Here is a 25,540-nt window from a genome sequence, read left to right as displayed (position 1 = left end):
CTCGAGCGCGCACCTGTGGGAGAGCGTGATGTTCACATTCCTGTCCTGCTCCTGCCTTTGCGTGGCCTCGGGTTCACTGGTGGTTCTCGCCAGCTCCTCGATCATGGACCGGCCCCTGGGTTCGCGGCACTTCTAGATCAGCCCCACCTGCGGATAGAGGACGGCAGGCTCAAGCAGTCCAGAGCTTGGACACGACAACGGGCCGCTCAACCCGTTCCGTCAATCCCAAATCCAAGCACGCAGAAGCCATCTGGTCGGACCGCGATCTTCACCGCTCGCATCGGGTTCAACTTCAGTACTCATCAGGGAGTAGTGATGTCGCTCTGGCTGACCTACGGCCTTCTCGGTGTCGTTGCGGGCCCTGTTGTCAACGCTGCCGGCGCTTGTGTGGCGTTGCGCGAGCCGCTGATATGGAACCGGATCCTTCCGGCCGAGTGGAAGGTGGCGTTCGCGGCAAGTGGGCTATTGGGCATCTCACTGGTGAAAGTGGCAGAGCGACAGCCTGCGGTAGCGGGCGCAGTGTCATGGCTTGTGATCATGGGCTTGCTGCTTTCCTTGATCGACTGGGCTTCTCACCGGCTTCCGCAGGTCCTGGTCGGTGTGCTGCTCACCGGTGGTGTGATGCAGTTCAGCGCAGCTGCGCTCGTCCTGCCGGACGGTGCCGGACGTTTGCTGCAAGCTGTCGTTGCGCTCGCGGCTGTATTCGCGTTCTCGCTGACGATGGCGTTGGTGTCCTACGGCGGATGGGGTGCTGGCGACGTCACGCTGTCGGCCACGGTCGCGTTCTTCCTCGGCTGGTTCAGCTGGAGGCACGTGATCGTCGGACTCTGTCTGGCGCTTGCTCTTGGTGCAGTCACGTTCGGCGTGCTGCGCGTGAGGAGGGCCCACCGGCGCGGAATGGTGATCCCCTTCGGGCCGGCGCTCATCTTCGCGTGTGTTTGCGCAATCCTGTTGATGTGAGGAAGGCCGTCTGATGTGTCAGCTGTTCAGTGAAGGAGACAAGGTCATTCCCACGGGTACTGGCGGCGCTGCGTCACGCGTTCTTGCCGCTCGCCCTCCGGGGTCTGCCTCGGCACCACCGTTCATGTTCTCGGTCTGGAGGCCGCGGTGAAGCTCATGAAGATCTTCCTGGCTACTGCTGGCGCAGTCGTCATGACCAGTGCATGTGAGAGCGTGCCGGTCACACGTACGACCAGCACTCACACACCCCCGTCATCGCCCTCCGCAATTGCTCTGACCGACACGGCGCGCGACAAGGCCATCAACGCATACCGGCAGATGTGGCGCGACTTCGCTGCTGCCGGGAGGACCTCAGATTGGCAATCCGCCAACCTGGGCCGTCACGCGACGGGCACCGCGTTGAACAAGCTCTCCCAGAGTCTGTATGGAGATAACTACAGAGGCATCATCACCAAGGGCGAACCGGTCCTCAATCCGTCAGTGTCCACAATGGAACCAGCGGAAGATCCGAAGAAGATCGTCATCACCGACTGCGGCGACTCGACGAACTGGCTGAAGTACCGCAAGGACAACGGAGCCTTGGCTGATGACAGGCCGGGCGGTCGGCAGCTGATCAATTCCATTGTCGAGAAACAGGCAGATGGATCGTGGAAGGTGTCTGACTACGGCGTGCACGACGTAGGGTCGTGTTGAGCCATGCGGTGCCTTCTCATCGCCACGGCGGCCGGGCTGAGCACAGCTCTGTCGTGCCTGCCTGCGCCAGTCCGCGCTGACAACGGTTGGGGCGGCACAACTTGCGGCCAAGCTCCCTCACCCGCCTGCAACGTCGTTGCCGGAAACCGGCCCAACCGGCCGGCAACCAACCCACACCACTCACAACCCGGCGCGAACAACGGTACTGACCCCTCAGGAAGTGACTTCGGCTGCCGACACGTGCCGGTGGACTACGCCGCGCCGAGCGCGCCTCCCCAGGAGCCCGGCGGCTGGTTCATGGTCTTGTGCAGTCCCGACGGCAAGGATCCCGACTCCCACGGCCCTGTGTGGATTCCAGCCGGCGCGCAACCGCCTGCGGTAAGTCCGGAACAGCTCGCTCAGATAGCACGTAGGCAGCTACGACTGCCCGCACCGTCCATCGCCGCCAGCCCGTCCAGCGTGCAGCTGGTGCAGTTGCCGACTTGGTTGTGGTTGTCCGGTGGGTGGTCACAGTCTTCGGCAACCGCCTCGGTTCCCGGCGTGTCGGTGACAGCGGTCGCGAAGCCGACTTCTGTGATCTGGACGATGGGCGACGGCTCCACCGTCACCTGCGCGGGTGCCGGAACGCCGTACAAGGCAGGTACGGATCCCAAGGCGCCGTCGCCGGATTGCGGCCACGTCTACCGCCGATCGTCGGCGAGCCAGCCGGGGCTGGCGTACTCGGTGACGGCGACCGTGTACTGGACGGTGACCTGGTCCGGTGCGGGGCAGGGCGGGACGTTCCCGGACATGACCACAACGGGCACCGCGACCTTCCGCGTGGCGGAATCGCAGGCGCTCAACAACGGCGGCGGCTGACCAGCGCCAACTGCCTCCTGGCGAGGCATCTCCGCATAGCCCACAAAGCGATGACCACCTGTTCCGCTCGCTGACAACCCTCAGGCGACGCGGCGCACTACCCGCATGCCTTTTGGAGGTACCGGCGTGAGCACCGAAACCACGATCCGGCCCGATACCGACCGAGCCGCGAGCATGGCCAACGGTCCCTGGGTCAACGACGGCAAGAAGCTTTCCGCCTCGCGGTTGCGCACCACAGGGCGTCGCCGCAGCGTTCCGTACCTGCTTCTCGGCGTGCTACTCATCCTGGCCTGTGTGGGCGGCTTCGTGCTGATCTCGCTGAACTCCGGAGATCGGCAAGCCGTGCTCGCGCTGGCCCGCGGCGTGCCGGTTGGGCACGTGCTGACCACACAGGACCTGCGGCAGGTCAACGTCGCGGTCGACCCCGGCGTCGCCGTCGTCGGCGCGGACCAGGCCGCCACCGTGGTCGGCAGGCCGATGGCCACCAGCTTGACGGCCGGGGCGCTGCTGACGCCGGACGCCGTCGGCGGCGCCGCGCTGCCCACGGACGGGCAGGCCATCGCCGCTCTCGCGCTCAAACCGGGCCAGTTTCCCGCAGAAGTCGGGCCGGGAGCGCGGGTGTCGGTGGTGTTCGTCCCCGGTCAGGCCGGAACCGCGACCAGTCCGCCCGCCGATGGCGGCACGGTCTGGCCTGCCGTGGTGATCAGCGTGACCACCCCGGCCAACGACCAGAACACCGTGGTCTCGGTGCAGCTGTCCGAGACCGCCGCCCGCCAGGTCGCCGCGGCGCCGGCCGGTCAGTTGTCGATCGTGATGCTCTCCGCTGGAGGTCGCTGATGTTGATCTCGGTCCTGTCCCTGAAAGGCTCACCTGGAGCCACCACGCTCGCCGTCGCCTTGGCCGCCCGCTGGCCCGCACCGGCACGCGCCCTGGTGGCCGAGGCCGATCCTTCCGGCGGTGATCTAGGCCTGCGGTTCTCGCTGTCCTCGACACCGGGCCTGGTGAGCCTGGCCGCCGCCGCGCGCCGTGGCGGCGACGACGACCTGGTGTGGCGGCACATCCAGCAGCTTCCCGGCGGCCTGCCGGTGATCTGCGCCCCATCCGATGCAGACCAGGCCCGCGCGGCGCTGTTGGCCTTGGCTCCGGACCCGACCACCGGGCTCGGGGTGCTGCGCGCGGCGGCCAACCAGCCGGGCACGGTGGTCATCGTCGACTGCGGACGTGTGGACCCCGGCTCGCCCGCGCTGCCGATCGTGCGCGCCTCCGACGCGATCGTGCTGCTCTCGCGAGCTCACGCCGACGACCTCGCGCACCTGCCGCGCCGGCTGCACACGGTCGGCCGCTGGAGCCCCAACCCCGTGCTGCTGCTGGTCGGCGAGGGCTACTCCACCGCCGAGGTCGCCCGCGAACTCGGCGTGCCGCCCCTCGGGCGCGTGCCCGACGACCCTAACGGCGCGGCCGTGCTCTGCGGACGGCCGAACAAGCTGCGCTGGGGGCGCAGCGGCCCCGCACATTCGGCGCTGGGCCGCTTCGCCCACCGGGTCGCCACCGAACTCGCCACCCGCGAGCGCACACCGGCCAGCCGAACACAGCCCCGGCCCCCTCAGCCGGTGACGCAGGTTCCGCTCCTGCGCTCGATTCCTGGTGTGCCACCCGGCGCGGTCTCGCCCAACGGTGTCCGCGCCGCACCGAACCCCGCAAGCGACCACCGCGACCAGCAGGGAGGGCAGGCATCGTGACGTACCCGACCAACCAGTACCCGGCGCCGGTTCCGCTGCGCCCCCACCAGCCGTCCGGACCGGCCCCGTTCAGCAGCGCCGCACCCGACGACGCTGGTGTGCCACCGCTGGGATGGAGCAGCGACGAGGACGCTGCTGACCTCTCGGCCGCCACGGCACGGCTGCGGCAGCATCTGAGGAAGCGGTTGAACGCCGAGCTTCCGCAGCGGGTTGCCGATCAGCAGGACCGCACCGGGACGACCGCGAGCCGTGAGGCCCGGCGTGAGCTGGCGCGCGGCATCCTCGACGAGGCGCTGCGCGTGCACACCGAGAACGAGCTGGCCGCGGGCCGGCAGCTGCTGCCCCGTGAGGTCGAACAGCGCGTCGTCGGGGAGGTCGTCAACGAGCTGTTCGGCATGGCCGGGCTCCAGCCGCTGCTGGACGACCCGACCGTGGAGACGATCAACGCCAACCGTTTCGATCGGGTCTTCGTCCAGTACAACGACGGCCGCCGCGCACCCGTCGCCCCCATCGCGGGCTCGAACGAGGAGCTGACCGACCTGGTCCGGCTGCTCGCCGCCCGCGCGTCGAGCCAGGAGCGGCGGTTCGACCAGGGCTCCCCGGCGGTCAACCTCCAGCTCCCCGGCGGTGAACGGTTGTTCGCCGTCATGGGCCTGACCGCCGGGGGCGTGACCGCGCTGTCGATCCGACGCCACGGCTACCTCACCGTCACCCTGCCCGAACTCCGACGCCGAGGCACCCTGGACCCCGGCTTGGAGGCGTTCCTACGAGCCCTGGTCAAGGCCCGCAAGAACGTCCTGATCACCGGCGGCACCGGCGCGGGCAAGACCACGCTGCTGCGCGCGTTGGCCAGCGAGATGGATCCGCTGGAGCGCATCGTCACCATCGAGGACGCCTTCGAGCTCGGCCTGGACCACGATCCGGACATCCACGCCGACGTGACCGCCTTCCAGGCCCGCGAAGCCAACGTCGAAGGCGAAGGCGCTATTAGCCAGGCCGAACTGGTGCGGTGGGGTCTGCGCATGTCGCCGGACCGGGTGATCGTCGGTGAGATCCGCGGTCCCGAGGTCATCCCGATGTGCAACGCGATGTCGCAGGGCAACGACGGCTCAATGGCCACCCTGCACGCCTCCAGCTCCCGGATCGCCTTCACCCGCCTGGCCTCCTACGCCGCCCAGGGCGTCGAGCGGCTCCCGCTGGAGGCCACGAATCTGCTGGTTGCCTCGGCGGTGCACTTCGTGGTGCACCTGGCCCGCGCCGAGGACCGACGCACCCGTGTCGTGTCCTCGATCCGCGAGGTCGTCGGCGCCGACGGCCCGCAGGTGATCTCCAACGAGGTCTACCGCCCCGGCCCCGACCGCCGCGCCCGTCCCGTGGCCGGAGCGCTGCGCAGCGACACCCTCGACGACCTGGCCGACGTCGGCTTCGACCCCGCCGTGCTGGAGAACCCCGAAGGCTGGTGGGGGCCGTGAACATCACCCTCAGCCCCACCACCGCCACCGCGGCACTGCTCGGCGTCGGTACCGGGCTCGGCCTGCTGCTGGTGGTCCTCGGCTGGCGCGGCACCGACCCCCAGCGTCAGCGCCGCACCCGAACCCGCGCGGCCGGGACCGTCGACCAGCACCGCAGCCTGCGGATCGCCATCGCCGTGACCGCCGGGGTGGTGACCGGTCTGCTCACCGGCTGGGTCGTCGGCGCCGTCCTGGCCGGCCTTGCCGCCTGGGCGCTCCCGCGGGTGCTGGGCCGCGACCCCGAGCACGCACGCCGGGTCGCGCGGATCGAGGCCATCGCCACCTGGACCGAGATGCTCCGCGACACCCTGTCGGCCGCCGCGGGGCTCGAGCAGGCCATCCTCGCCACGGCGCCACTGGCGCCGACGGCGATCCGGGGCGAGGTCGGGGAGCTCGCCGCCGGGATCGAGAACGGCGACCGGCTCGCGCCCGCGTTGCGCCGTCTCGGCGAACGCCTGGACGACCCAGTCGGGGATTTGGTCATCGCCGCCCTGCTGCTGGCCGCCGAACAACAGACCCGACAGCTCGCCGATCTGCTCGGCTCGCTGGCCGACGCCGCCCGCGGGCAAGCCTCGATGCGGATGCGCGTCGAGGCCGGACGCGCCCGCACCCGCACCTCGGTGCGCGTCATCGTCGGCACCACCCTGGCCTTCGCCGTCGCCGTGGTCCTGCTCAACCGCCACTACATGAGCGCCTACGACAGCGCCGCCGGGCAGATCGTGCTGCTGGGCATCGGAGGGCTCTTCGCCGTCGGGTTCGCGTGGCTCAACCGCATCGCCCGCGTCGCCCAGCCCGGCCGCTTCCTCTCCACTGCCGACCAGGGCTCGGCGACCAGCTCGGCACGGGGTCTCGTGACCGCGAGGCAGGAGTGAACGCCGTGATCACCCACATCGCCCTGGGCATCGGATCCGGGATCGGCCTGTGGGCCGTGGCGGTCTACCTGTTCCCGCCACGACCGGCCCTCGGCGCGGTCCTGGCCCACGCCACCGCCCCACCCGCTCCGGCACCCATCCTCGCCATCGACGACACCGGCTGGGCCGTCCGGCTCGGCCGACCCGCCGTCGCACCACTGCGCGCATTGGGGCTCCCTGGTCCGCGCCTGGCCAAGGACCTGGCGGTCATCGGCCGCTCGACCTCGACCCACCTGGCGGAGAAAGCCACGCTCACCGTCGCCGGGCTACTTCTGCCCGTCCTGCTGACCGTGGTCCTCACCGTGGCCGGTCTCGGCCCCGGCTTCGAGTTCCCGATCATCGCCGGACTCGTCCTGGCGGCCGTCGGGTTCGTCCTGCCGGACCTGCAAGCCCGCTCCGAAGCCGCGAAGCTGCGCACGGGGTTCCGCCACGCGCTCTCGGCCTACCTGGACCTGGTGTGGATCACCCTGGCCGGGGGAGCCGGGGTCGACAGCGCGCTGGGCGACTCGGTGAACATCGGACGAGGGTGGGCGTTCGAGCAGATCCGCCGCGCCCTGGACACCGCTCGCCTCACGCGCACGACCCCGTGGGCGACCTTGCGCCAGCTCGGCGAGGAACTGGACGTGGCCGAGCTCGCCGAGCTCGCGGCCTCGGTCAGCCTGGCCGGCACCGAGGGCGCCAAGGTCCGCACCTCCCTGGCCGCCAAGGCCGGAGCCCTGCGAACCCATCAGATCACCGAGGCCGAAGGTGACGCCCAAGCCGCCACCGAACGCATGAGCCTGCCGGTGATGGCGCTGTTCCTCGGGTTCCTGGCCTTCATCGCCTACCCCGCACTCACGCAGGTCCTCAATGGACTGTGACATCTCGCGCGGACAACGACCGAACGCGAACGACAAGGGAGGACAACACGATGCGTACACAAGTGGAGACATTGTGGACAGTGATACAAGCACGGTGGGAGGAGCTGCGACGCCAGCCGGAGGCCGGCTACTCGACCGAAACCGTCCTGGTGACCGCGCTGATGGTCGTGGCCGCGCTCGCGGTGATCGCGATCGTCGTCGCGAAGGTCACCGAGAAGGCCAACGGCATCACCATGTGATCCCCATGAGCCACAAGCACAGCAAGCGGTCACCAGCGACTCGTGCCGGATGGTGTCGAGTCCGCCGAGCGCTGCGCGGTGATCGTGGGTCGGTCAGCGCGGAACTGGTCATCGCGACACCCCTGCTGTTGCTGATGCTGCTGGCCATCGTGCAGTTCGCGCTCTGGTCACACGCCACCCACATCGCCCAAGCCGCCGCCTCACAGGGACTCGCGGTCGCACGGTCCCAGAACGGGACCGCCGCGGCCGGCACGTCCAGCGCGCAGCAACTGCTCGACCAGCTCGCGAGCGGCCCGCTCACCGGCCCCGCCGTCACATCCGACCGGACAGCGGCCTCGGCGTCGGTGCGCGTCAGCGGGACCGCAACCTCGGTCGTGCCGTTCCTGAGCCTGCCCGTGCACGCCGAGGCCGTCGGGCCCGTCGAACGGTTCGTCCCCGATCTGGCGAGCGGGTGACCCGCGATGACACCGCAGACAATGCCATCACGGACGACGCCGCCGCTCCGTGCACCCGTCACGGCCCCAGGACGGCGTCACCGCCGCGTGCGTCCCGGTCGGCGGGGGTGGGCGGCCTGGTGGCGTGCTGATGACGGCTCGGTGGCCGCCGAAGTCACCATCGCCGCGCCGTTCCTGGTCATGCTGCTGGTCTTCGTCGGCGTGGTCATCGACCGAGGGGTGGACGCGCGGATCCGCATCGATGACGCCGCCCACCAAGCGGCCCGCGCCGCCAGCATCGAACGCACCCCGACGGCCGCGACCGCCGCGGCCCAGTCGACCGCCGCGAGCGCGCTGTCCTCGGCAGGGGTGACCTGCGCGTCCCTGTCGGTGAGCACCTCGACCGGCGGCCTGCGTCCCGGCGGCACGGTGAGCGTGACCGTGTCCTGTGCCGTCGACTTCGGCGATGCGCTCATCCTCAGTGTGCCCGGCGGCAAGACCTTGTCGGCCACGTCTGTGGAGCCTGTGGACCTGTGGCGGTCGACCCTGACCACCGGGAGCCAGACATGACCCGCCGAGGCCGCCACTCGCGGCGCAGCTGGTGGGCGACCTGGTGGCGCATGCGGTTGCGGTGGTGGCACGCCGACGAGGGCCGAGCGACCGCGTTCGTCCTGGCGCTGACCGTCGGCATCCTCGCCTTGGCCGGCCTGACCCTCGACGGCGGCCTCGCACTGGCCGCCAAGGTGCGGGCCAACGGCCAGGCCGAGGCCGCCGCACGCGCCGGTGCCCAGGCCATCGACCTCACCGCCTACCGCGGCAACGGCACCGTGCAGCTCGTGCCCGCCCAGGCGGTCGCCAACGCCCAGGCGCACCTGGCCGCCGAGGGCGCCTCCGGCACGGTGACCGTCTCCGGCGACACCGTCACGGTCACCGTGACCGCCTCGCAGACCACACAGCTGCTCGGGCTGGTCGGCATCGGGTCGCTCCAAGTGCACGGGCAGGGCAGCGCACACCCGCAGCGTGGGGTGACCGCGATCGATCCATGACCACACTGTCGCCCGCCGTGAATACCGCATCGCAGAGAAAGGGAAGCACCATGGCAACGCCCGAGGAGATCCGCCAGCGCGTCGAGGAGGCCGACACCGCCCGCAGCGCACGGCGGGCTGCCGCCGCGCAGCAGGTCGGCGAGCTCGCCCAACGCCGAGCCGAGATCGTCGCCCAGCTCGCCGAGGTGGAGCGTGAGCTCGGCGAGGTGGTGGCCGACGCCCAGGACGTCATCGACGTCGACGAGCTGGCGGCGTTCACCGACCTCAAACCGTCCGACCTCACCGGGTGGCTCGCGGGGCACAAGCCCGGCCGCGGCAAGCGCAGGAAAGCCGCAGTCGTGCCTGGCACGCAGAGTGACACGCGCCGTGCTTCGGGGCCGAGGACGCCGACGCAGGGGCAGGCGCCCGACTCACGCGAGGGTTCGACCACTACAGGGCCGGACACCTCCGAGCGGCTCGTGGCCCAGGCGAGTTGACCCGTGCTCGCGACCGCCCAGCACCCAAGGTTCGCCGACGACGCCGGCCCATCGCCGTCGCGTGACGGCGTGGCGAGCGAACACGTCCAGGTCTGCTGAGGAAACGAGCACGTCATGGCCGCATCACCGCATCGCCCCCGCCGCAAGCCGCGTCGGCCACCGCGAACGCGAGGCCGGACGTGGCACGGTGCCGGGCGGGTGCTCGGCGGGCTCGGACTGCTGGTGCGCGGACTGCTGGCGGCTGCCGTTCTGGTCGCGCTGCTGGCCGGGTTGCCGTCGGCGTTGACGCACTTCGTCGGCTGGCCGCTGCCGGACCACCTGCCCTCCTGGGCGGAAGTCCAGGGTGTCCTGCTCGGCCCGATGACCACCACGTTCCTGCTGGACTTCCTCGCCTGCCTGACCTGGCTGGTGTGGGCGTTCTTCGCCCTCGACGTCGCCCGCTGCGCGGTCGAGATCGCCCGCGACGCCAGAATGCCCGACCTGTCCGCGGCCGGACCGGTGCACCGGATCGCGGCCGTGCTCGTCGGCGCGGTCCTGATCTCCATCCTCGGTCAACGCGCCGGCCTGCCCACCATGAGCCCATCCGCTGCGGGCGGCGCCGCTGCTGACGTGGTGGCGACGGCTCCCGCCTGGAACACACCCGCCGAACAAGCGGAGTTCACCGGGGTGCGACCGGTCGCCCACAGCGCGCCGTATCACCACGACGCGAGCCGCGTGGCGGAGCAGCAGCCCGGCCGCGCGAAATCCGCGGTGGTGCTGCCGTACAACCCCGCCACCGGCGTGTACGACTCGCTGTGGCGGATGTCGGAACGCACCCTCGGCGACGGCAACCGCTGGCCGGAGATCTACGCACTCAACAAGGGCAAACCACAACCGAATGGCGGCACCTTCACCCGCCCCGGCCTGATCTTCCCCGGCGAGGAGATGGCCCTGCCCGACGACGCCACCGTCAGCTCCCCACCGACCACCGCCCCGGTGCCACCACCAGAAACTCCGCCCCCTCCACCCGAGCCCCCGCCCAGCAGCACGACGACACCGACCCCCTCCACAACCCAGCCACCCGCCACCACCGAAGCCCCACCGACCACTCAAGCTCCACCGGCGACCCAGGCGCCGCCGAGCACCGACGCGGTGGGCGAGCCGGGGATCAGCTGGGGCGAGGAACTGTTCGTCGGCCTCGGCCTGGCGGCGGCGGTCAGCGCCGCTCTGGTCGCGGCCCGGCGGCGCAATCGACGCCGGTATCAGCCCGGTAGCGGCGACCGCAGCGACCTACCCGTCGCCCCGGTGGTCTACCAGCTGCGGCTGGCACACCTGCGTGCCGACCACGACGACACCGGCGCCGACGACGAAGTGGACCTCGACTGGCCGGGCGAGCGCCCACCACGCGCACCGGCACCGCCGCTCGTCCTCGGCACCCATGCCGAGGCCGCCGACGTTCCCGACGACGAAGCACCGGTTCTGTCGGTCGGTGTGCGGGACGGCCGCGAGATCGCCGTGGACCTGGCCGCAGCGCACGGCCTGGGCCTGCTCGGCGCGGGCGCCCCCGCCGCGGTCCGTGCGCTGCTCGTGGCCATCCTCAGCACGGCCTTCACCACTACGCACAGGCCGGCCACGGTCATCGTGCCGGCCGACGACCTCGCGGCGCTGTTCGGCAGGCGCGTGGCGCAGGCACCGCTGCCGGCGGGTGTACGGGTGGCAGCCGACCTCGACGCGGCACTGGACATGCTGGAATCCGAGACGCTGGTGCGGGTCGGTCAGCTCCCGTCCACCGGTCAACCCTGGGGGCCCGTTGTGCTGGCGGCCCGCGCACCCGGCCGCCAGGCCCGCAGGCTGCAGGCGGTGTTGGACAACGGCTCAACCGTCGGCGTGACCGGGCTGCTGCTGGGCCAGTGGAGCGCCGGGGTGAGCGCCTACGTCCGCGACGACGGCACCATCTCCACCACCAGCCCCGGCCTCGGCGAGCCGCTGCGCGGCGCGCGTGTATTCCAGCTGGGCGACGACCACCTCGCCGACCTGATGGACCTGCTGCGCCACGCCAACCCCGGCGACGAGCCCGAGTTCACCGAGACCGCCGTCGACGAACCGCATCCGGCTGTCGTGCCGCGTCCTCACGTCGTCGTGGACGATTCCGTTGCCGTCACCGCCAAGCCCCTGGACACCGTGGTGGACCGCGGCGCAAGCACCCACGATCCCGGACACGCGGTGCCCGAGGACACGCTCGCCGAGGGCACGACCCAGGCGCCGGTCGCCGACACGGACCTGGAGCTGTTGACAGCCCCAGGCGATGACGACCGGCGAGGCGACGGCGAGCTGGAGATCCTTCGGCCGGAGCCCGCGCCCGCGACGTCACCGGGTCTTCGGCTGCGTCCCGTCCAGCCTGTTCGCTCCGACACTGACGAAGCAGCCCACAATGCCGGTGAAGGCCACCGGCACGGCTTGTCGACGGGGAGCGAGCCACAGGGCCCCGCCGAGGCGCGCGAGGCATCGTCCGCGCCGCTGCGCGTCAGCGTGCTCGGGCCGCCACGGGTGTGGTGGCGTCCCACGCCGGCAACACCCGACGGAGGCACCGCCGAACGCGAGATCACCTCGGCGTTCCAGCCCCGCCTGCGCGAACTGCTGGTCTTTCTGGCGCTGCACCCCGACGGCGCCAGCCGCGAGGCGCTCATCGCCGCCCTGTGGGCCACGAGCCCGCCGGAGCGGACCACCAACGCGATGAACACCTCGCTCTCGCGTCTACGTCGAGCTCTGGCCGCGGCAACCGGCAACGTGTTGTCCGATCTCGTGGTGGTCGGTGAGGGCCGCTACCGGCTGGATCCCGACCTGGTGGAGGTCGACTACCACCACTTCGCCGCCGCCGTGGCAGCCCGCCGCTCCGCCGTCACCGACGCCGATCGGGTCGAGGCGTATCGGCGGATCGTGGACAGCTACACCGGCCCTCTGGCCGACGGGCTTTCCACCGACTGGATCGAGACCGCCCGCGAGGCCATCCGCCGCGACGCCATCGACGCCGTCGCCGCACTGGCCCGCGCCCTGGTCGAGGACGACCCCCAGCAGACGCTGGACCTGCTCGAGATCGCGCGTGCGTTCGACCCGCACAACGAGCTGATCTACCGCGACATCATGCGCCTGCAGGAACGCCTCGGACAGCTCGACGCCATCCCGCGCACCCTGACCCTGCTCACCACACGGCTTGCCGAGGTCGACGATCGGCCCACGCACCAGGCCGTCGACCTGGCCGACCGGCTACGTCGTCGCCACGATGCCCCCGGCGAACCGGGACGAGCCGACCGCGGGCACAGCCGAGCGGGATGAACCCCGCCGGCGGCCTCGTGCGCGGCGCCGGGTCACCCGACGGCGCCACCGGCACGAGGGCGACGGTCGGAGGAGTGGAATCGACCGGCCCCGGTCGGGGAGTCGAGATCGACGACATCATCGAGAATGGACGTCTCCGCACCACTGTGACGGCTGTGCGCTTGCGCCTGCGAGAGCAATTCCGGATGCGCACGAGTCCATTCGATCAGAGGCTCTGCCAGCGTCAACACCTCCGCGACCGCCGGAGTCAACGAGTACGCGACTTCCGGCGGAAAAGACTTATCGCAACTCTCGCGAACGATGAGACCCTGTTCGCGCATCTTTTTCAATGTGCGCGCCAGAATGCTATCGTGCAGGACAGCGTGTTTGTCCGTCCAATTCTCGTCGATGGAATACGAGTTGACCGTGGAAAGAATCTCTACCCGACGCAGCGGGCCGTCCCGGAGTGTCACCAGGATGGCGGGTACCCACTTGTCCCCGAAAAGGTTCTTCAGGTCATACAGTCCACGAAGGACCCTGTCATCTCGCTCCGTCACCGCGCCTCCCCGTGCTCGCTGACCGGGCCCCCACTGCGCGCCCGCTCGTCACGTCCTGCGGCAGGCCCTTCCCCGAGCCTGCCGTCGAGGCGATCGCGCCTGCTCAGCGCGACCGCTCCTTCACCCTCCGCCTCCCCTGGCGACGAGTGTCGAGCTTCCCACGTTACGCCAAACGGCCGAAGTCGCCCACCGTAATCCTACTCAGCTCAACTCTGGTGAGATGTCACTCTATGTAGTCAGTATGGAGATCGACAGCGCGTACGGTCACTTCCGTTGGGGGTTCATACGGGGGATCACATTGGGGATCAGGTTGGGGATCCTGTTAGAGCGCCACCCCCTCCGGCCAGCGAAAACGCGGGTCAGGGGCCCTGTAGGGGGATCCGCTGGTATCCCAGACTCGCTTGGCCACAAGCCGGTGAACACATCGGGGCGGGCTGGTGGCCGGCTGCCTGCCGTGTCGGCTCCACGGTTGTCCCCGCCTCCTTATTGCCTTCTTTTTGGTTCGATTACTCCCTTCCTGATATCTCCCCGTCCCTTTCTCTTTGAATTCTACGCGCGCTGCCGGCTTCTGGCTTTCTGGTCAGCTCCCGCCGCTTGTTACGCTCTGACCTGCGGAAACGTGGTCGCATTTCGGTCGGAAACGCGAGCACGCGCGCCGGGTGGGGATTCCGGAATGGCGGCGACGGCGTCAATCGAAAAGAGTCTTGAAAATGAGCTGCCAAACCTATTGCATGACGCGCGACGCAGAGTCATAATTGAATTGTCGCCGGAGGAACCGAAACCACACCGAATACCACGCCCGGCGCGAGCCATGTCGAAAATGGGAGCCAATTATGTGTTACGCCGACACCGTGACGAATGACGACGGAACCGCCACCGCGTTTTGCTACTGCGGATGGTCGGCGGACCACGCCACCCCGGAAGCGGCGGACACCGACGCCGAACGGCACCAGACCGCCGCCGAGTCCGCGCTCGCCGCCTGACCCGCCGCCCCCGCACACCTGAAAGGAACGCCCGCGATGACCACGCCCACCCCGCCCGCCGCGCCGCCCGCCACGGCACCGACCACCACGCCGACCGCCCCGGCGGGCGCGCCGAAACGGCTCGGCAACGGTGAACTCCGCGCGATGGTCGCCAAAGTGCTCGCCGACAACGCGGGCACCGAACTCACCCCGCGCACCATCGCGCACACCCTGAACCGGTCATCCGGGGCGGTCGGCAACGCGTGCAAAGTGCTCGCGGACCGGGGGGAGGCCGAGGTCGCTTCCACGTCCCCACTGGCCTACCGGGCGACCGCGACCACGGCGTCGGCTGCCGCGCCCACGATCACCCCCGCCCCACCGCGCACGTCCCGCCCGAAGACCCCGAAACCGACCACCAGCGCACCGCCCGCCGCGCCCGTGCCCGCCCCGGCGGGTGCAGGCGGGTCGGCCGCCGGGTCGGCGGGCGTGATCACCGGTCCGGTGAAACGCCCCAACGGGATGGACTACCACCCCCGGTTGCTGTCCGGGATGCCGGACGTGACCGCGCTGCGGCGGTTGCGTGACGCCGGGGTCGCCGCCCTGATGTACGGACCGCCCGGCACGGGCAAGACGTCGGTGGTGGAGGCAGCGTTCCCGGACTGCATCACGGTTCAGGGCGACGGGGACACCGTGGTCGCCGACTTCGTGGGCGACTACACCAAAACCCCGGACGGCGAGTTCGTGTTCGTGCACGGTCCGCTGGTCCGCGCGATGCGTGACGGGGTGCCGCTGTTCATCGACGACGCGACGCTGATCCCGCCGACCGTGCTCGCCGTGGTCTACCCCGCGATGGACGGACGCCGCCAGATCGTGATCAAGGCCAACGGCGGCGAGGTCGTGGACGCCACGCCGGGGTTCTACGTGGTCGCCGGACACAACCCCGGCGTGCACGGCGCGGTGCTCACCGACGCGCTGGCGTCCCGGTTCTCCGTGCAGGTTCAGGTGTCGAGCGACTACGACCTCGCCGACCAGTTGGGCGTGGACAAGAAGGCGGTGCGCGTGGCGCGCAACCTGGCCACCCGGCAGGAACGGGGCGAGGTCGGGTGGGCACCACAACTGCGCGAGCTGTTGGCGTTCAAGAAGATCGCCGCCGTGTTGGGCACCGACGCCGCCGCCGGAAACCTCGTGGGCATCGCGCCGGAAGAGGACCGCGCCACCGTCGCCGCCGTCGTGCGCGACGCGTTCGGGCGCACCGTCGCCCCGCTCGCCCTCGGTGCCCGCATCACCACCAAACCCTGACCCCAACCCACCCCCGAACCGCGACCGTCGCGAAAGGACCGCAACCGTGAGCACCCACTTCACCACCGACCCGACCGCCACCGGTGCCTCCGTGTTCCCCGCCCGCCCCGAATGGCTGTCCCTGTCCGCTGCCTTCGCCGACGAGGTCCCGGTCATCGCCGACCGCGACGACCTCCTGGTCACCGTCGCACCCGGCGCGGGCGGGGGTGCCCCGGCGTGTTTCTACCCCGCCCGCGCGCTGATCGAGATCGACGGCGACCACCTCGGGGTGGACCCCGCCACCGTGGACCCCGCGAACCTGTCCGACCGCCCCCGCTACGCCCCGGCGTGGGGTGCCCTGACCCACGAGTGCGGGCACGCCAAACACACCGCCTGGGAACCCCCGGACGACGCCCCGCTCGGCGTGGTCGCCGCCGCCATGCTGCTGGAAGAGCCCCGCATGGAAGCCGCGCAAGTCCGCCGCCGCCCGGACGACCGCCACTGGTTGCGGGCGTGTGTGAAGGGCATCGTCGCCGCCGACCTGCACCTGTTCGCCGACCCTGCCACCGCCCCGCAGATGACCCCGGCGCACGCCGCGCACACCGCCGCCCTGTTGCTGGGACGCGCGGACGGCGGGGTCCTCACCCGCACCGAGGTGGCCCCCGTCGCCCGTGTCATCGAGGACGTGCTCGGGGCCGACACGTTGGGCAAGTTGCGGGCGGTGTGGCGCACGGCGTTGCGCACCGCCGACGACGACGGCGAGACCATGCTCGCCCTCGGGCGGCAATGGTGCGAGATCCTCGGCACCGACCCGGACACCGACCCCAACACCCCCGCCGACCCGGACCCCGGGGCGGCACCCGACCCGTCCGGCACCCCCGACCCGTCCGGCGGCACCCCCGGCACCGGTAGCGGCAACGCCCCCGCCGACCCGTCGCCGTTGGCGGACGCGATCGCCGCCGTGCTCAACGGGGTGGCAGCGAGGGTGGCGCGGGAGAAGGCACCCGAGGACCCCGCCGCCGTCGCCGCCGCCGACAAGGCGAAGGCCGACGCAGCCGAGAAGGAGGCGCAGAAGGCCGCGCGGCGGGTGTTCGCCGCTGGTGGTTCCCGCACCGGGACGACCCGGCTCGCGGGGACCCGCCCGCCCACCCCGGAGGAGCGCACCGCCGCGCGGGTGTTGGCGCGGGCGTTGGACACCGCCGGGGTCCGGGAACGGGTCGCGGTGAGGTCCACCTCGGAGGTCCCGCCGGGGCGGTTGCGGATGCGCGGGGTGCGTGCCGCCGAGGCCCAACGTGCCGCCGGGGCGGTGGTGACCGCCGAACCGTTCACCCGCACCACTCGCACCCCGGTCACCGTGCCGCCGTTGCGGGTCGGGGTGGCGTGCGACGTGTCCGGGTCGATGCGGTGGGCGTGCGCGCACGTGGCCTCGGCGGCGTGGATTCTGGCCAACGCCGCCCGCCACACCAGGGTGCCCACCGACACCGCGAGCGTGATCTTCGGGCACCACGTGCGCCCGCTGACCTACCCCGGCCGCCTGCCCGCCGAGGTCACCGAGTTCGAGTCCAACGACAACTGGGAGGACATCCCGGTCGCGCTGGACGCCCTCGACGGTGCCCTCGGGCTGTCCCGCCCCGGCGCGGCGCGACTACTGGTCATCGTGTCCGACGGCGACTACCGCTACCAGCCCCGCATCGACGGGCAGCGCAAACTCGACCGGTTGCGCGCGTCCGGGTGCGCCGTGCTGTGGCTGACCACCAGCACCAGCGACGCCCCGCTCGACGGGTCCACCGTCCACGTGCTGACCAACCCCGCCGCCACCGCCCGCGCCATCGGGCACGCCGCCACCGCCGCCCTCCGCGCGACCGCCCGCTAGCCCCCACCGGTCCGGGGCGGGACGCCCCGCCCCGGACCACCCATCCCCGCACCAACCCACGAGGTGACCCGCCATGACACACGAACACCCCCGGACCGTGGGCGACCTGATCGCCGCCCTGTCCGGCTACGACCCCGCCACCCCGCTGCGGGTCGCCGCCCAGCCCGGCTACCCGATGGAGCACATGCTCGCGCGGGTGGTGTGCACCCCCGACGACGCCGAGTCGTGGGGTATCCGGCCCATCGACTCGCCCGTGGTGTGGCTCGGCACCGGTGAGCAGGTCGGCTACCTGCCCGCGATCGCCGCCGATGCCCTCGGGCGGTCGGCATGACCACCACCTCCACCGTGCTCGCGGAGTTGCCCTTGGCCGGCGAGGCCGCGGCGCGAGGCGCCGGCCAAAGGGCGGTGAGCTGAGGCATGTCGACCAAGACCGACTTCTACCTGGGACGCGGCCATGACGCCGAGTGGCTCGGCTCCCTGCAATGGGAGTGCGAACCCGAGAACCTCCTGCGCGTCCCGCCCGGACGCCTCGCGCTGACCGCGACCGACGAGACCACCTACCGCGCGGCCGTGGCCTACCTCGTCATCGTGTGGGAGGCCGAAGGCATCGGCACGGCCTTCCCCCGCCAAACCGGATGGCCGTGGCCGTGGGCGACCAGCCACATGAGCAGTTGGATCGTCGCATTCGACCCCGGCGCTCGCGGCGTGTTCGTCACGGTCGGTGGCGGGGTGCGCTGGGAGCCGCTTGACCCACGCAACCCCCGCGAACCCGCCGAGGACATCGGACCACCGGACATCAAGGCGTGGCTGCGCGCACCCGCCGACCCGCCCTCGGTCCCACTCCCGCTCATGCGCGACCCCGCCACCGGATGGCCCACCGCCGCCGGACAGTGCCTCACCAACCCGCACGACACCCAACACGACACCGAGGGAGAAAGCCGATGACCGCACCCAACGCGCCCGAGGTCGACATCGTCGCGCGCAGCTTTACCGAGAACGGGTGCGCGGTGACCTCGATCATCTACGACCCCGCCGACGCGCAACAGATCTTGTACGGCACCGTCACCCGCGACGGTGTACTCGTCGGCAGCTACTACTGCGCCGACCGCATCCGCCAGCGGGACTGGCGGATCGTCACCGCCGATGGCCACGACCTCGCCGTCGACGGCACTCCCGTCCGCCCGCTGGACGAAGGCTCCGCCGTCATCGTGCTGACCACCATCCTCACCGCGCCCAAGCACGAGGTCGACCAGCGCCTCCGGGACGCAACTCGGCCATCCCAGTGACCTCGAACCACCAGGCCATGACTCGCGGACATCACCGATCGGCAACCTGCCACCTGGAGGACAGCCATGACCACGCGCCACGGCGCGACGACGCAAGAATTCCCGTAATCCTGCTGCCCCAGACCGTGTTGCTCGTCCCACCGTGCCGATGCGCCTGCCCCGCCGGGGCGTGGGCTGGCCCCATGCCAACGAGCTAGCCCGAGTGTCACCTTCCGGCTGGCTCGTGGGCCGGTCGAAGCAGTTGGCGTAGCCGTGTGTCGCGTCGGTGCCCACGCAGAAGCGTCACTGTCGTTGCCTCGGCCAGCGGTGCCATGTGGTCGATGCCGACGCCGCGAACGTGGGAGACGTACTCGTCGTCAAAGGACGATTACATGCCGTCGGTCACTGTGCGCGGCAACGGCCGCAGAATGCTACTGACGAATGGCTCTGGGGCTGTGAGGTGGCGGGCCAGCTCGACGCGTTCGCCGGCCCGACGACCGTCACCAGCTCGGCGGCCAGCCCAACCGGAATCCGGATTGGCGTGCGGCACCGAGGCCTTCAGGGCCGTAGACGGGAACCGGAACGCTGCCGCCGGGACCTCGTGCACATCTTGACGGTTAACGCTGCCGACGTCGTCATCGAGACGAGGACAATGCCGCCAGGCGCACTAGGCCACGTCAAAGCCGCGAAGGAGGCCCGGACAACGTCGCCTCCAGCGGTTCGAACTAACCAGACGATCGTGCTTCCGCTGACTCCTAGCGGATCGTGCAGAGAGCGAACTTCCCGAAGTTAGCCCGTCTCTGAGGTGTCGGCACTCTCTCGCCCCCGAATCACCGGCCACCCGGAGTGCAAGCCAATCCGATCAGTCTGCGCGGTGGCCGCCTTCGATCACGGCGGCCAACCATCACCGTCTTTTACGCCGTCCAGCTGCAGGCGGCGATCATTCGGTTGATCACAAGCAACGCAGTGCCGCCAACGGCGCAAGCTGCGCAGCCGCATCGAGAGGCTCACTGGCTGGGATGGTGTCGTTCGTGGCCTTCAGGCGGCAAACGCTGGTGCACCTGGATCTTCAAGTGCACCAGCGTTCTCAGTCACGACAGCGGAAGCCGTCCGGCCATCTCATAGAGTCGCCACGTCTCGTCGTCGAAATAGGGTGAGAACTGGTAAGGGTCGCCGGAAAAGCTGAAGCTGATCACACCTTGCGCCCATCCGACACGCGTCGTAGTCGAATATTCCGCTACCCAGGGGCCGCCGCTCGATCCCCCGGTGAAGTCAGAGACGATTCGCTCGAAAAATCCATCCAGCTCCGGTGGTGCGCCCACGACGAAGTCGACTTTCTCCGCGTACGCATTGTCTCGCTTTTGCTGTTCGCCGTCATAAGGGCTTAGTGCCGGGTATCCCATGGCGTCGATGTTTTCGAAGGAACCCTCGTTGACGCGGAACCCCAGTGCTCCGACGCGGTCGACGATCCGGGTGCCGTCCGACCGGGGGAAGAGCACGATGTAGCCGTAGTCGTAGTGCCACTTGTTGTGGTCGTGCCATTGAACGTGCCAGAGCCAGTCCCGCTGGGACCACAGGCCGTACGGCGCGACTCCGTCGTGGTACCCAGGTGCGAAGACAACGTTGGTGTACTGCACCTTAGCTGCGGGGTCCCAGAGGCAGTGTGCTGCCGTCAGCACGACGTTGCCGCTGCTTCCCCCTACGACGGAGGCTGAGCACTGGAGGTAGCCGCCGCTCGTCGGATCCTGCGCGAACATCCTTCCCACTACGGGAGAGTCCGAGTCGGACACCTGGCCCGCGGTGGTCATCTCCGGCGGCACCACAGGCGGGGACGAGATCGGCTGTGCGGCGGCAGGTGCCGCCCCGACGGTTTCAGTGGAACCGTCTCGATTGACCAAGACGCCGTCCAGGGACTTCGCCTGACGCATTCGCTCCGGCGTCCAGAAATTCTGCACGTTTTCAGCGTCGGCAAGTGAGCGAACTGGATTCCCGTCCCCGTCGATTCCGTGACCGGTCATCACGTTGTCATATTTTTCGGGATTGTTCGGAGATGAGGCCATGGCTGCTGGCGTCAGTGCGACGAGCGCCGTAAGACAGCCGGCCGCTGCGAAGAATGCACGCTTGTGTCTGCGCAAGGTCCCCCCCCGGATTTACGATTGCGATGTTCTGAAGCTATCGACACGCCGCAGAGGTGTCAACATTGTCTATCTTTTCTATTCGGCGGTTGACCGCGCGAGACCGCAGGCTATAATCCAGCGGCATGGGGGACGATTTCAGTCGTATCGAAGACGCCGTGCACCGCGAGGACCCTCTTCGTGATCCGCCGAAGCCGCCCGCGATAGCGGACCTGCGTGCCGCCGAACCCATGCCGTTGCCTGAACCGCCGCGTGCCGTCGCACGCGTCGTCGGCCCTGCCTCTCCGGGGCGGGTGGACGGCAGACGCCGAGGCACCGCTCCGCTGCTCCCACCGAGCTCGGCTCGCCTTGGCGTTACGGTTCGGGCATGCGTTCTGCCGTACCGGGATCTTGATGCGTCAGTGACGTTCTACCGCGATGTTCTGGGCTGGGAAGTCCGTGTTCGCGCAGGAAGCGGAACGGAGCGTTGGGTTGAGGTCGGTCCGTCTGCTCCTCTCGCCACGTCGGTCGTTCTGGTGCCGTTTGCGGAGGCAGGTGGCGACAGCGGTGTCATCTATCTGTCCACTGAAGACGGTGTGGATATCGTGTTCGCGGCGGTGCTGACGACCGATGCAGAAGTGGTGCAGGAGCCGACGGACCAACCTTGGGGGGTACGGGACTTCGTTCTCCGCGATCCGGCGGGCAACACGATCCGCATCCAGCAGCGCTAGCCGGTCTCCGCTGACGGAGAGAAGCCAGAGCGGCTATCAGGGTGCTTTCGGATGAAGATTGGTCGAGCATTCCGAGGGGCTCCCTGCTCGCTGCGGCGCGAACCGGTGTGGATCTCGCGTTGCAAACCCACGCCGCACCTGCTCGCCTGATAGTGCACCAAGACAGTTGGCCACGCGACAGAGTATCGGTTGTTTCGGCGTCATCAACTATCAAACAGGCCAACGATTTCGTCACCATGACAGCACCAGGCTAGGCTGTCCCAACGGGAGGTCCCCGTCTGGGCGACATGCCACCCGGAGACCCTTACTCAGGAGCCCGAAACCCCTTATTTCCGGACGCTGTCGTGCCCCCAACGATGATCCGTTGGAGGCACGTGACGACATGGACCGCCCGACGCCGGGAACGACTACTCCGTTGTCGCCGCAGTCGTCGCGGCGAGGGAGTACTTCTTCGGCTTGTCACTGGTTCGCACGATGTAGCCGCTCTCGGCCAGCTTCTCCAGCGCGTTGTGTACCGCACCGGAGGATCGGTTCAACGCCTTGCCGATCGCGTTCGGACTGAACTCGCCCGAGTTGTCCCGCAGATAGTCCTCGACCATGCCGCGCAACGCCCCCGGTGCCAACCGCTGAGACTTCTCCGACTGCCTCTCCGGCTGGTCGTCCGTGGGCTGGTCGGTCTGCTGGTCGTCGGTGGGCTGCTCATCCGTGGGCTGCTCATCCGTGGGCTGCTCATCCGTGGGCTGCTCATCCGTGGGCTGGTCGTACTTCGTGGTGATGGACCAGCGGTCAGCCGGGCGCGAACCGCCGTCGGCAATCCCGGCGGTGCGTGTGACGAGGCCGTCGTTCTCCCAGCGGTTGAGGATCTTGGGTGCGGTCGACTTGCCGATTCCGGCGGCGGTGGACAGGGCGGAGGCAGTGCCGCCGGGGTTGTCCCGGAGTGCCTGCCACAGCTTTTCCTCGGTCTCCGTGCGCGGCTTCGCCGGGTCGGTCGCCGGATTCGGGACAGCTCGAAGGGTGCGGTTGGTGGACATGACTACCTCGCAGTGGTGACGGTTCGGGTTGGGGGTCATGCCCCGGCCGGAGCGGGTGCGGCCCCCGGTGCGCATCCGGTGGTGTGTCGGACCGCACGACTATGGACGCTTCCTTCGGCGCATGAAGTCAAGCGGTACATCGAAAAACCCGCTGTCTCTTGTGGACCTACCCCCGCGTCGCGTTACGTCGTTAGTGCAAACCGGTCCACTTCGCGCCCGTACCGCCCACGGGCGTTGACACCTCCGCGCGCACGAAGCGTCCATACACGTCGACCCGACCACAACCGTTGGCGCCAAGGGGGTTGACCGAATGGCCGACCTGAACGAACTCACCACACCCGCGCGCCGGCCACGGCGAGACCGCGGCGCCTATCCGCCCACTCGCACCCGAGCAGGACCTCGGTAGGCCGGGCGACCACCACGTCGCCGACCTGGAGGTGCTGCTGGCCTACCGAGGCCGATGGATGCTCATCGGACGCTGGGCGGGAGTGGACGAGCGCTGGCCGTGGACCCTCGCGCCCACGGTCGCCGCCGCGATGCGCCTCTACATCGACGCCGCCGAGACACTCAGCCGGGAGGCGGTGCTGACCTCCGAACGCCCCGGATCCTCGCCACTGCGCTGGGCGGGCACGGTACTGAGCGACCTGATGTCGGCCAACCTGGTGACCTATGGCGAGGAACTCGTGTGGGAACGCTGCGCTGGCGAGGTACGCCACACCGCTCGGCTTCGGATCGACGGCACCTTCCTGCTCGCCGACGGCGAGCGGGTCTTCGCCACGCCGTCGGCCGTCGCGACCGCCTTGAGCGGCAAGCACCACCACGGCTGGAGCGCGTGGCGACGCACCTCCGACGGTCGCTTCCTGGCCGACCTGCGCGCCGACCTCCGCGCCCGGCGGGACCGGTAGCCGCGCACCACTCGACATCACTCCGAGTCATCAACGCCTTGTCGTACCGCCCGACTGTGGGTGGGCGGTCTGACGGCGTTCACTCACGAAGGACTCGTCATGGCTGCACCTGACGTCTCAGCGGACCTGCAGGTTGTGTGGGGTGCGCGGGTCGGGATCGAACGCGGCTACCGGTTGGAGGCGATCGCTGTGGCACTGTCCGCCGACATCGCTGAGCTACGCGAGGACGGCGGTCTTCCCAGCCACGTCCACACTCGCATCACCGTGCTGCCCCAGCACCGGCTGCTGGAGATCCGGGTCGAGGGCCTGTCGATCGAGACCGACCCGGACCGCACCACCAGCCGCGAGGTGATGAACGCGCTGTTCGAGCTGGCCAGCGACCACAACATCATCACCCTCGATACCGTCTCGCCGCCGCTGTTCACCCAGCGGATCGTGCTGGTCGACTCGTACGGCCAGCCCTTCGCCGCCAAGGTCGGTGCGGGCATGGGGGAACCCGAACCGTTCACGCTGCCTGTACATCCCGAGCGGACATGAGGAAATGTGAACGCATGACCTGGTGTTTCCACGCGACTGATCACTTGCTCGCCTGAGTGATCCACTGAGTCGGTGGCAGATCAGGACGTACGCAGCTCTTCGGGGACCAGCGCGCTTGCGTCATTGATCGACTAGCGGGGCTTCCCGGCGTTCAGGCGGGTGGACTCAGCGTGGTGATTCTCCGCAGTTGAACCCGCAGGCCGTCCGGCGTGTCCTTGTTCAGTGCCGCAGCAAGCTCGTCGAGCAAGTCCCAGTACTGCCACTTGTTCTGCCACTTCAACGGGATCGATGCGACCCGCACGGCACACATGCGCACTGCTAGTCGCATACGTATGACGACGTGCTCTCCGTCGTAGGCAGGTGTCTCCCACAGTGCGCTCGCCGTGGACAGTTCCGAGAGCAGCGCAGCGTGTGCTTCTTGTGCGGCGTTGTGCCGGCTCTGCTTAGTATGTTCTGTCAGTACGCGGTCGGCGCCCATCTGCAAGGCGGCGGCGACCAGCGCGACGACCCCGGTCTTGATGACTTCCTTGACCGCTGATTCACCCACGGCGAATGCGCCCGAGGCCGCCGAGGCAAGGGCGATGATCCCGAGCAGGACGAACTTGGACACGAAAGCCAGCAGTCGATCGAGCAACGAGTGGTCTTCGGTGATCATCACCTGCTGCAACTGACCGCGCAGCCACCTGATCTGCTCCAGCGCTTTTTGCCGTTGGGCGGGGCTGATGCCGCCGTGCCGGGTCAACGAGGCCAGCACGGCCTCGACACGGTCGGGTGGCAGGTCGAGGAACTCGCCTACTTCCACCAAGGGCAAAGTGGCGATCGCAGAAATCGCAACGAGATGTGGCATGGCATCTCGCACGCGCTGCCGTGCCCTGCCGCGGCCGGTCTGGCGCAGGTAGCGCTCCACGCCGTCCAGCAACTCGTCGAGGTCGCGGACGACCCCGACGAGTGCGCTGGATGCGAGCCGCAGATCGCCGGAGGCCCGCGCTGCTGCTCGTTCTTCCTCGTGGTACAGGAGAAGTTCGAGTACGGGCGGCGCAGCCGCAGCCGTCTGCTCCTCTTGGCGTTGCGGCCGTGAGACGACGGTGTCGTCGTTAGGTGGTGGTGTGGGGAGCTGCTCCGCTGCTTGCCGCGCTTGGGCGACAACCGAGGTGTCTTCTTTCCTCTTCTTGCGGTAAGAATCGTCTTCGCGCCGGAAGGGGGTGGAGTAACTCATCACACTCCTCTCACTGCACGCCCAGCTTACTGATCGACCCCGCGGCTCGGAGG

The 25,540-nt window shown here is 69.5% G+C and carries 27 protein-coding genes; 23 read left to right on the top strand and 4 right to left on the bottom strand.

Annotation, left to right across the window (positions count from 1 at the left end; genetic code table 11):
* Positions 1–315 precede the first annotated feature (315 nt).
* The 14 genes from BMW88_RS42185 (at position 316) to BMW88_RS28015 (ending at position 13,039) form a co-directional block, all read left to right on the top strand.
* Positions 316–960, top strand: a complete 645-nt coding sequence (locus BMW88_RS42185; protein ID WP_177221399.1) for a prepilin peptidase — start codon at positions 316–318, stop codon at positions 958–960.
* Positions 961–1,116: 156 nt separating this feature from the next.
* Positions 1,117–1,653: a hypothetical protein gene (locus BMW88_RS28075; protein WP_245778109.1), complete on the top strand. Its 537-nt coding sequence runs from the start codon at positions 1,117–1,119 to the stop codon at positions 1,651–1,653.
* Positions 1,654–2,193: 540 nt separating this feature from the next.
* Complete coding sequence (locus BMW88_RS43550) at positions 2,194–2,511, top strand: hypothetical protein (protein WP_245778108.1); 318 nt, start codon at positions 2,194–2,196, stop codon at positions 2,509–2,511.
* Positions 2,512–2,637: 126 nt separating this feature from the next.
* The gene (locus BMW88_RS28065) at positions 2,638–3,348 is read left to right on the top strand and encodes a hypothetical protein (protein ID WP_089956001.1); all 711 of its coding nucleotides are present in this window, start codon (positions 2,638–2,640) and stop codon (positions 3,346–3,348) included.
* Positions 3,348–4,250, top strand: a complete 903-nt coding sequence (locus BMW88_RS28060; RefSeq protein WP_089955997.1) for a MinD/ParA family ATP-binding protein — start codon at positions 3,348–3,350, stop codon at positions 4,248–4,250. The genes BMW88_RS28065 and BMW88_RS28060 overlap by 1 nt, the downstream gene beginning before the upstream one ends.
* A 98-nt stretch (positions 4,251–4,348) precedes the next feature.
* Positions 4,349–5,722: a TadA family conjugal transfer-associated ATPase gene (locus BMW88_RS28055; RefSeq protein WP_425434697.1), complete on the top strand. Its 1,374-nt coding sequence runs from the start codon at positions 4,349–4,351 to the stop codon at positions 5,720–5,722.
* A complete protein-coding gene (locus BMW88_RS28050; RefSeq protein ID WP_089955993.1) occupies positions 5,710–6,633 on the top strand; it encodes a type II secretion system F family protein in 924 nt (307 codons plus the stop codon). Before BMW88_RS28055 ends, BMW88_RS28050 begins: the two co-directional genes overlap by 13 nt.
* Before the next feature lie 5 nt (positions 6,634–6,638).
* The gene (locus tag BMW88_RS28045) at positions 6,639–7,532 is read left to right on the top strand and encodes a type II secretion system F family protein (RefSeq protein ID WP_089956185.1); all 894 of its coding nucleotides are present in this window, start codon (positions 6,639–6,641) and stop codon (positions 7,530–7,532) included.
* Positions 7,533–7,612: 80 nt separating this feature from the next.
* Positions 7,613–7,771 (top strand): hypothetical protein, encoded by a 159-nt coding sequence (locus tag BMW88_RS28040; protein WP_342715249.1) that lies wholly within the window; start codon positions 7,613–7,615, stop codon positions 7,769–7,771.
* 5 nt (positions 7,772–7,776) lie between these two features.
* Positions 7,777–8,226 carry a TadE/TadG family type IV pilus assembly protein gene (locus tag BMW88_RS28035; RefSeq protein ID WP_089955990.1) on the top strand — a complete coding sequence of 150 codons (450 nt, stop codon included), beginning with the start codon at positions 7,777–7,779 and terminating at the stop codon, positions 8,224–8,226.
* A gap of 141 nt (positions 8,227–8,367) precedes the next feature.
* Positions 8,368–8,775 (top strand): pilus assembly protein TadE, encoded by a 408-nt coding sequence (locus tag BMW88_RS28030; protein WP_245778106.1) that lies wholly within the window; start codon positions 8,368–8,370, stop codon positions 8,773–8,775.
* Positions 8,772–9,251: a pilus assembly protein TadG-related protein gene (locus BMW88_RS28025; protein WP_245778105.1), complete on the top strand. Its 480-nt coding sequence runs from the start codon at positions 8,772–8,774 to the stop codon at positions 9,249–9,251. Before BMW88_RS28030 ends, BMW88_RS28025 begins: the two co-directional genes overlap by 4 nt.
* A 50-nt stretch (positions 9,252–9,301) precedes the next feature.
* Entirely contained in the window at positions 9,302–9,727 is a 426-nt protein-coding gene (locus tag BMW88_RS28020; protein ID WP_089955988.1) for a hypothetical protein, read from the top strand.
* Positions 9,728–9,925: 198 nt separating this feature from the next.
* Positions 9,926–13,039, top strand: a complete 3,114-nt coding sequence (locus tag BMW88_RS28015; RefSeq protein WP_245778104.1) for a BTAD domain-containing putative transcriptional regulator — start codon at positions 9,926–9,928, stop codon at positions 13,037–13,039.
* 32 nt (positions 13,040–13,071) lie between these two features.
* On the opposite strand, the gene BMW88_RS28010 is transcribed toward BMW88_RS28015, so the two are convergent.
* Positions 13,072–13,575 carry a winged helix-turn-helix transcriptional regulator gene (locus BMW88_RS28010; RefSeq protein WP_089955983.1) on the bottom strand — a complete coding sequence of 168 codons (504 nt, stop codon included), beginning with the start codon at positions 13,573–13,575 and terminating at the stop codon, positions 13,072–13,074.
* Between the two features lie 851 nt (positions 13,576–14,426).
* Here BMW88_RS28010 and BMW88_RS44075 point away from each other — a divergent pair.
* From BMW88_RS44075 to BMW88_RS27985, 6 genes are all read left to right on the top strand, one after another.
* Positions 14,427–14,558 carry a hypothetical protein gene (locus BMW88_RS44075; protein ID WP_274534349.1) on the top strand — a complete coding sequence of 44 codons (132 nt, stop codon included), beginning with the start codon at positions 14,427–14,429 and terminating at the stop codon, positions 14,556–14,558.
* A gap of 36 nt (positions 14,559–14,594) precedes the next feature.
* Entirely contained in the window at positions 14,595–15,836 is a 1,242-nt protein-coding gene (locus BMW88_RS28005; protein WP_089955981.1) for an AAA family ATPase, read from the top strand.
* Positions 15,837–15,882: 46 nt separating this feature from the next.
* On the top strand, positions 15,883–17,688 hold the full coding sequence (locus BMW88_RS28000; protein WP_089955978.1) for a hypothetical protein: 1,806 nt from the start codon (positions 15,883–15,885) through the stop codon (positions 17,686–17,688).
* Positions 17,689–17,761: 73 nt separating this feature from the next.
* Complete coding sequence (locus BMW88_RS27995) at positions 17,762–18,019, top strand: hypothetical protein (RefSeq protein WP_089955977.1); 258 nt, start codon at positions 17,762–17,764, stop codon at positions 18,017–18,019.
* A gap of 86 nt (positions 18,020–18,105) precedes the next feature.
* Positions 18,106–18,633 carry a hypothetical protein gene (locus BMW88_RS27990; protein ID WP_177221397.1) on the top strand — a complete coding sequence of 176 codons (528 nt, stop codon included), beginning with the start codon at positions 18,106–18,108 and terminating at the stop codon, positions 18,631–18,633.
* Positions 18,630–18,974 (top strand): hypothetical protein, encoded by a 345-nt coding sequence (locus BMW88_RS27985; RefSeq protein WP_089955975.1) that lies wholly within the window; start codon positions 18,630–18,632, stop codon positions 18,972–18,974. Before BMW88_RS27990 ends, BMW88_RS27985 begins: the two co-directional genes overlap by 4 nt.
* Before the next feature lie 1,070 nt (positions 18,975–20,044).
* Here the strand turns inward: BMW88_RS27985 and BMW88_RS27980 are convergent.
* On the bottom strand, positions 20,045–21,088 hold the full coding sequence (locus tag BMW88_RS27980) for a trypsin-like serine peptidase (RefSeq protein WP_143116283.1): 1,044 nt from the start codon (positions 21,086–21,088) through the stop codon (positions 20,045–20,047).
* A 293-nt stretch (positions 21,089–21,381) separates the two neighbouring features.
* Here BMW88_RS27980 and BMW88_RS43545 point away from each other — a divergent pair, with 293 nt between their 5' ends.
* Complete coding sequence (locus tag BMW88_RS43545) at positions 21,382–21,798, top strand: VOC family protein (protein ID WP_281249453.1); 417 nt, start codon at positions 21,382–21,384, stop codon at positions 21,796–21,798.
* Positions 21,799–22,205: 407 nt separating this feature from the next.
* Here BMW88_RS43545 and BMW88_RS27970 read toward each other — a convergent pair whose 3' ends face one another.
* Positions 22,206–22,904, bottom strand: a complete 699-nt coding sequence (locus tag BMW88_RS27970; RefSeq protein WP_245778102.1) for a MarR family transcriptional regulator — start codon at positions 22,902–22,904, stop codon at positions 22,206–22,208.
* 413 nt (positions 22,905–23,317) lie between these two features.
* On the opposite strand from BMW88_RS27970, the gene BMW88_RS27965 reads away from it, so the two are divergent.
* Positions 23,318–23,734, top strand: a complete 417-nt coding sequence (locus tag BMW88_RS27965) for a restriction system modified-DNA reader domain-containing protein (protein ID WP_143116282.1) — start codon at positions 23,318–23,320, stop codon at positions 23,732–23,734.
* A 99-nt stretch (positions 23,735–23,833) separates the two neighbouring features.
* Complete coding sequence (locus BMW88_RS27960; RefSeq protein ID WP_089955968.1) at positions 23,834–24,271, top strand: hypothetical protein; 438 nt, start codon at positions 23,834–23,836, stop codon at positions 24,269–24,271.
* A 151-nt stretch (positions 24,272–24,422) separates the two neighbouring features.
* Here BMW88_RS27960 and BMW88_RS41180 read toward each other — a convergent pair whose 3' ends face one another.
* On the bottom strand, positions 24,423–25,487 hold the full coding sequence (locus BMW88_RS41180) for a hypothetical protein (RefSeq protein WP_143116281.1): 1,065 nt from the start codon (positions 25,485–25,487) through the stop codon (positions 24,423–24,425).
* Positions 25,488–25,540 lie beyond the last annotated feature (53 nt).

It is taken from the genome of Lentzea xinjiangensis (genome assembly GCF_900110955.1).
GTDB lineage: Bacteria > Actinomycetota > Actinomycetes > Mycobacteriales > Pseudonocardiaceae > Lentzea > Lentzea xinjiangensis.
Note: the sequence above shows the minus strand (reverse complement) of the source record. Positions and strands in the feature narration are given on the sequence as shown.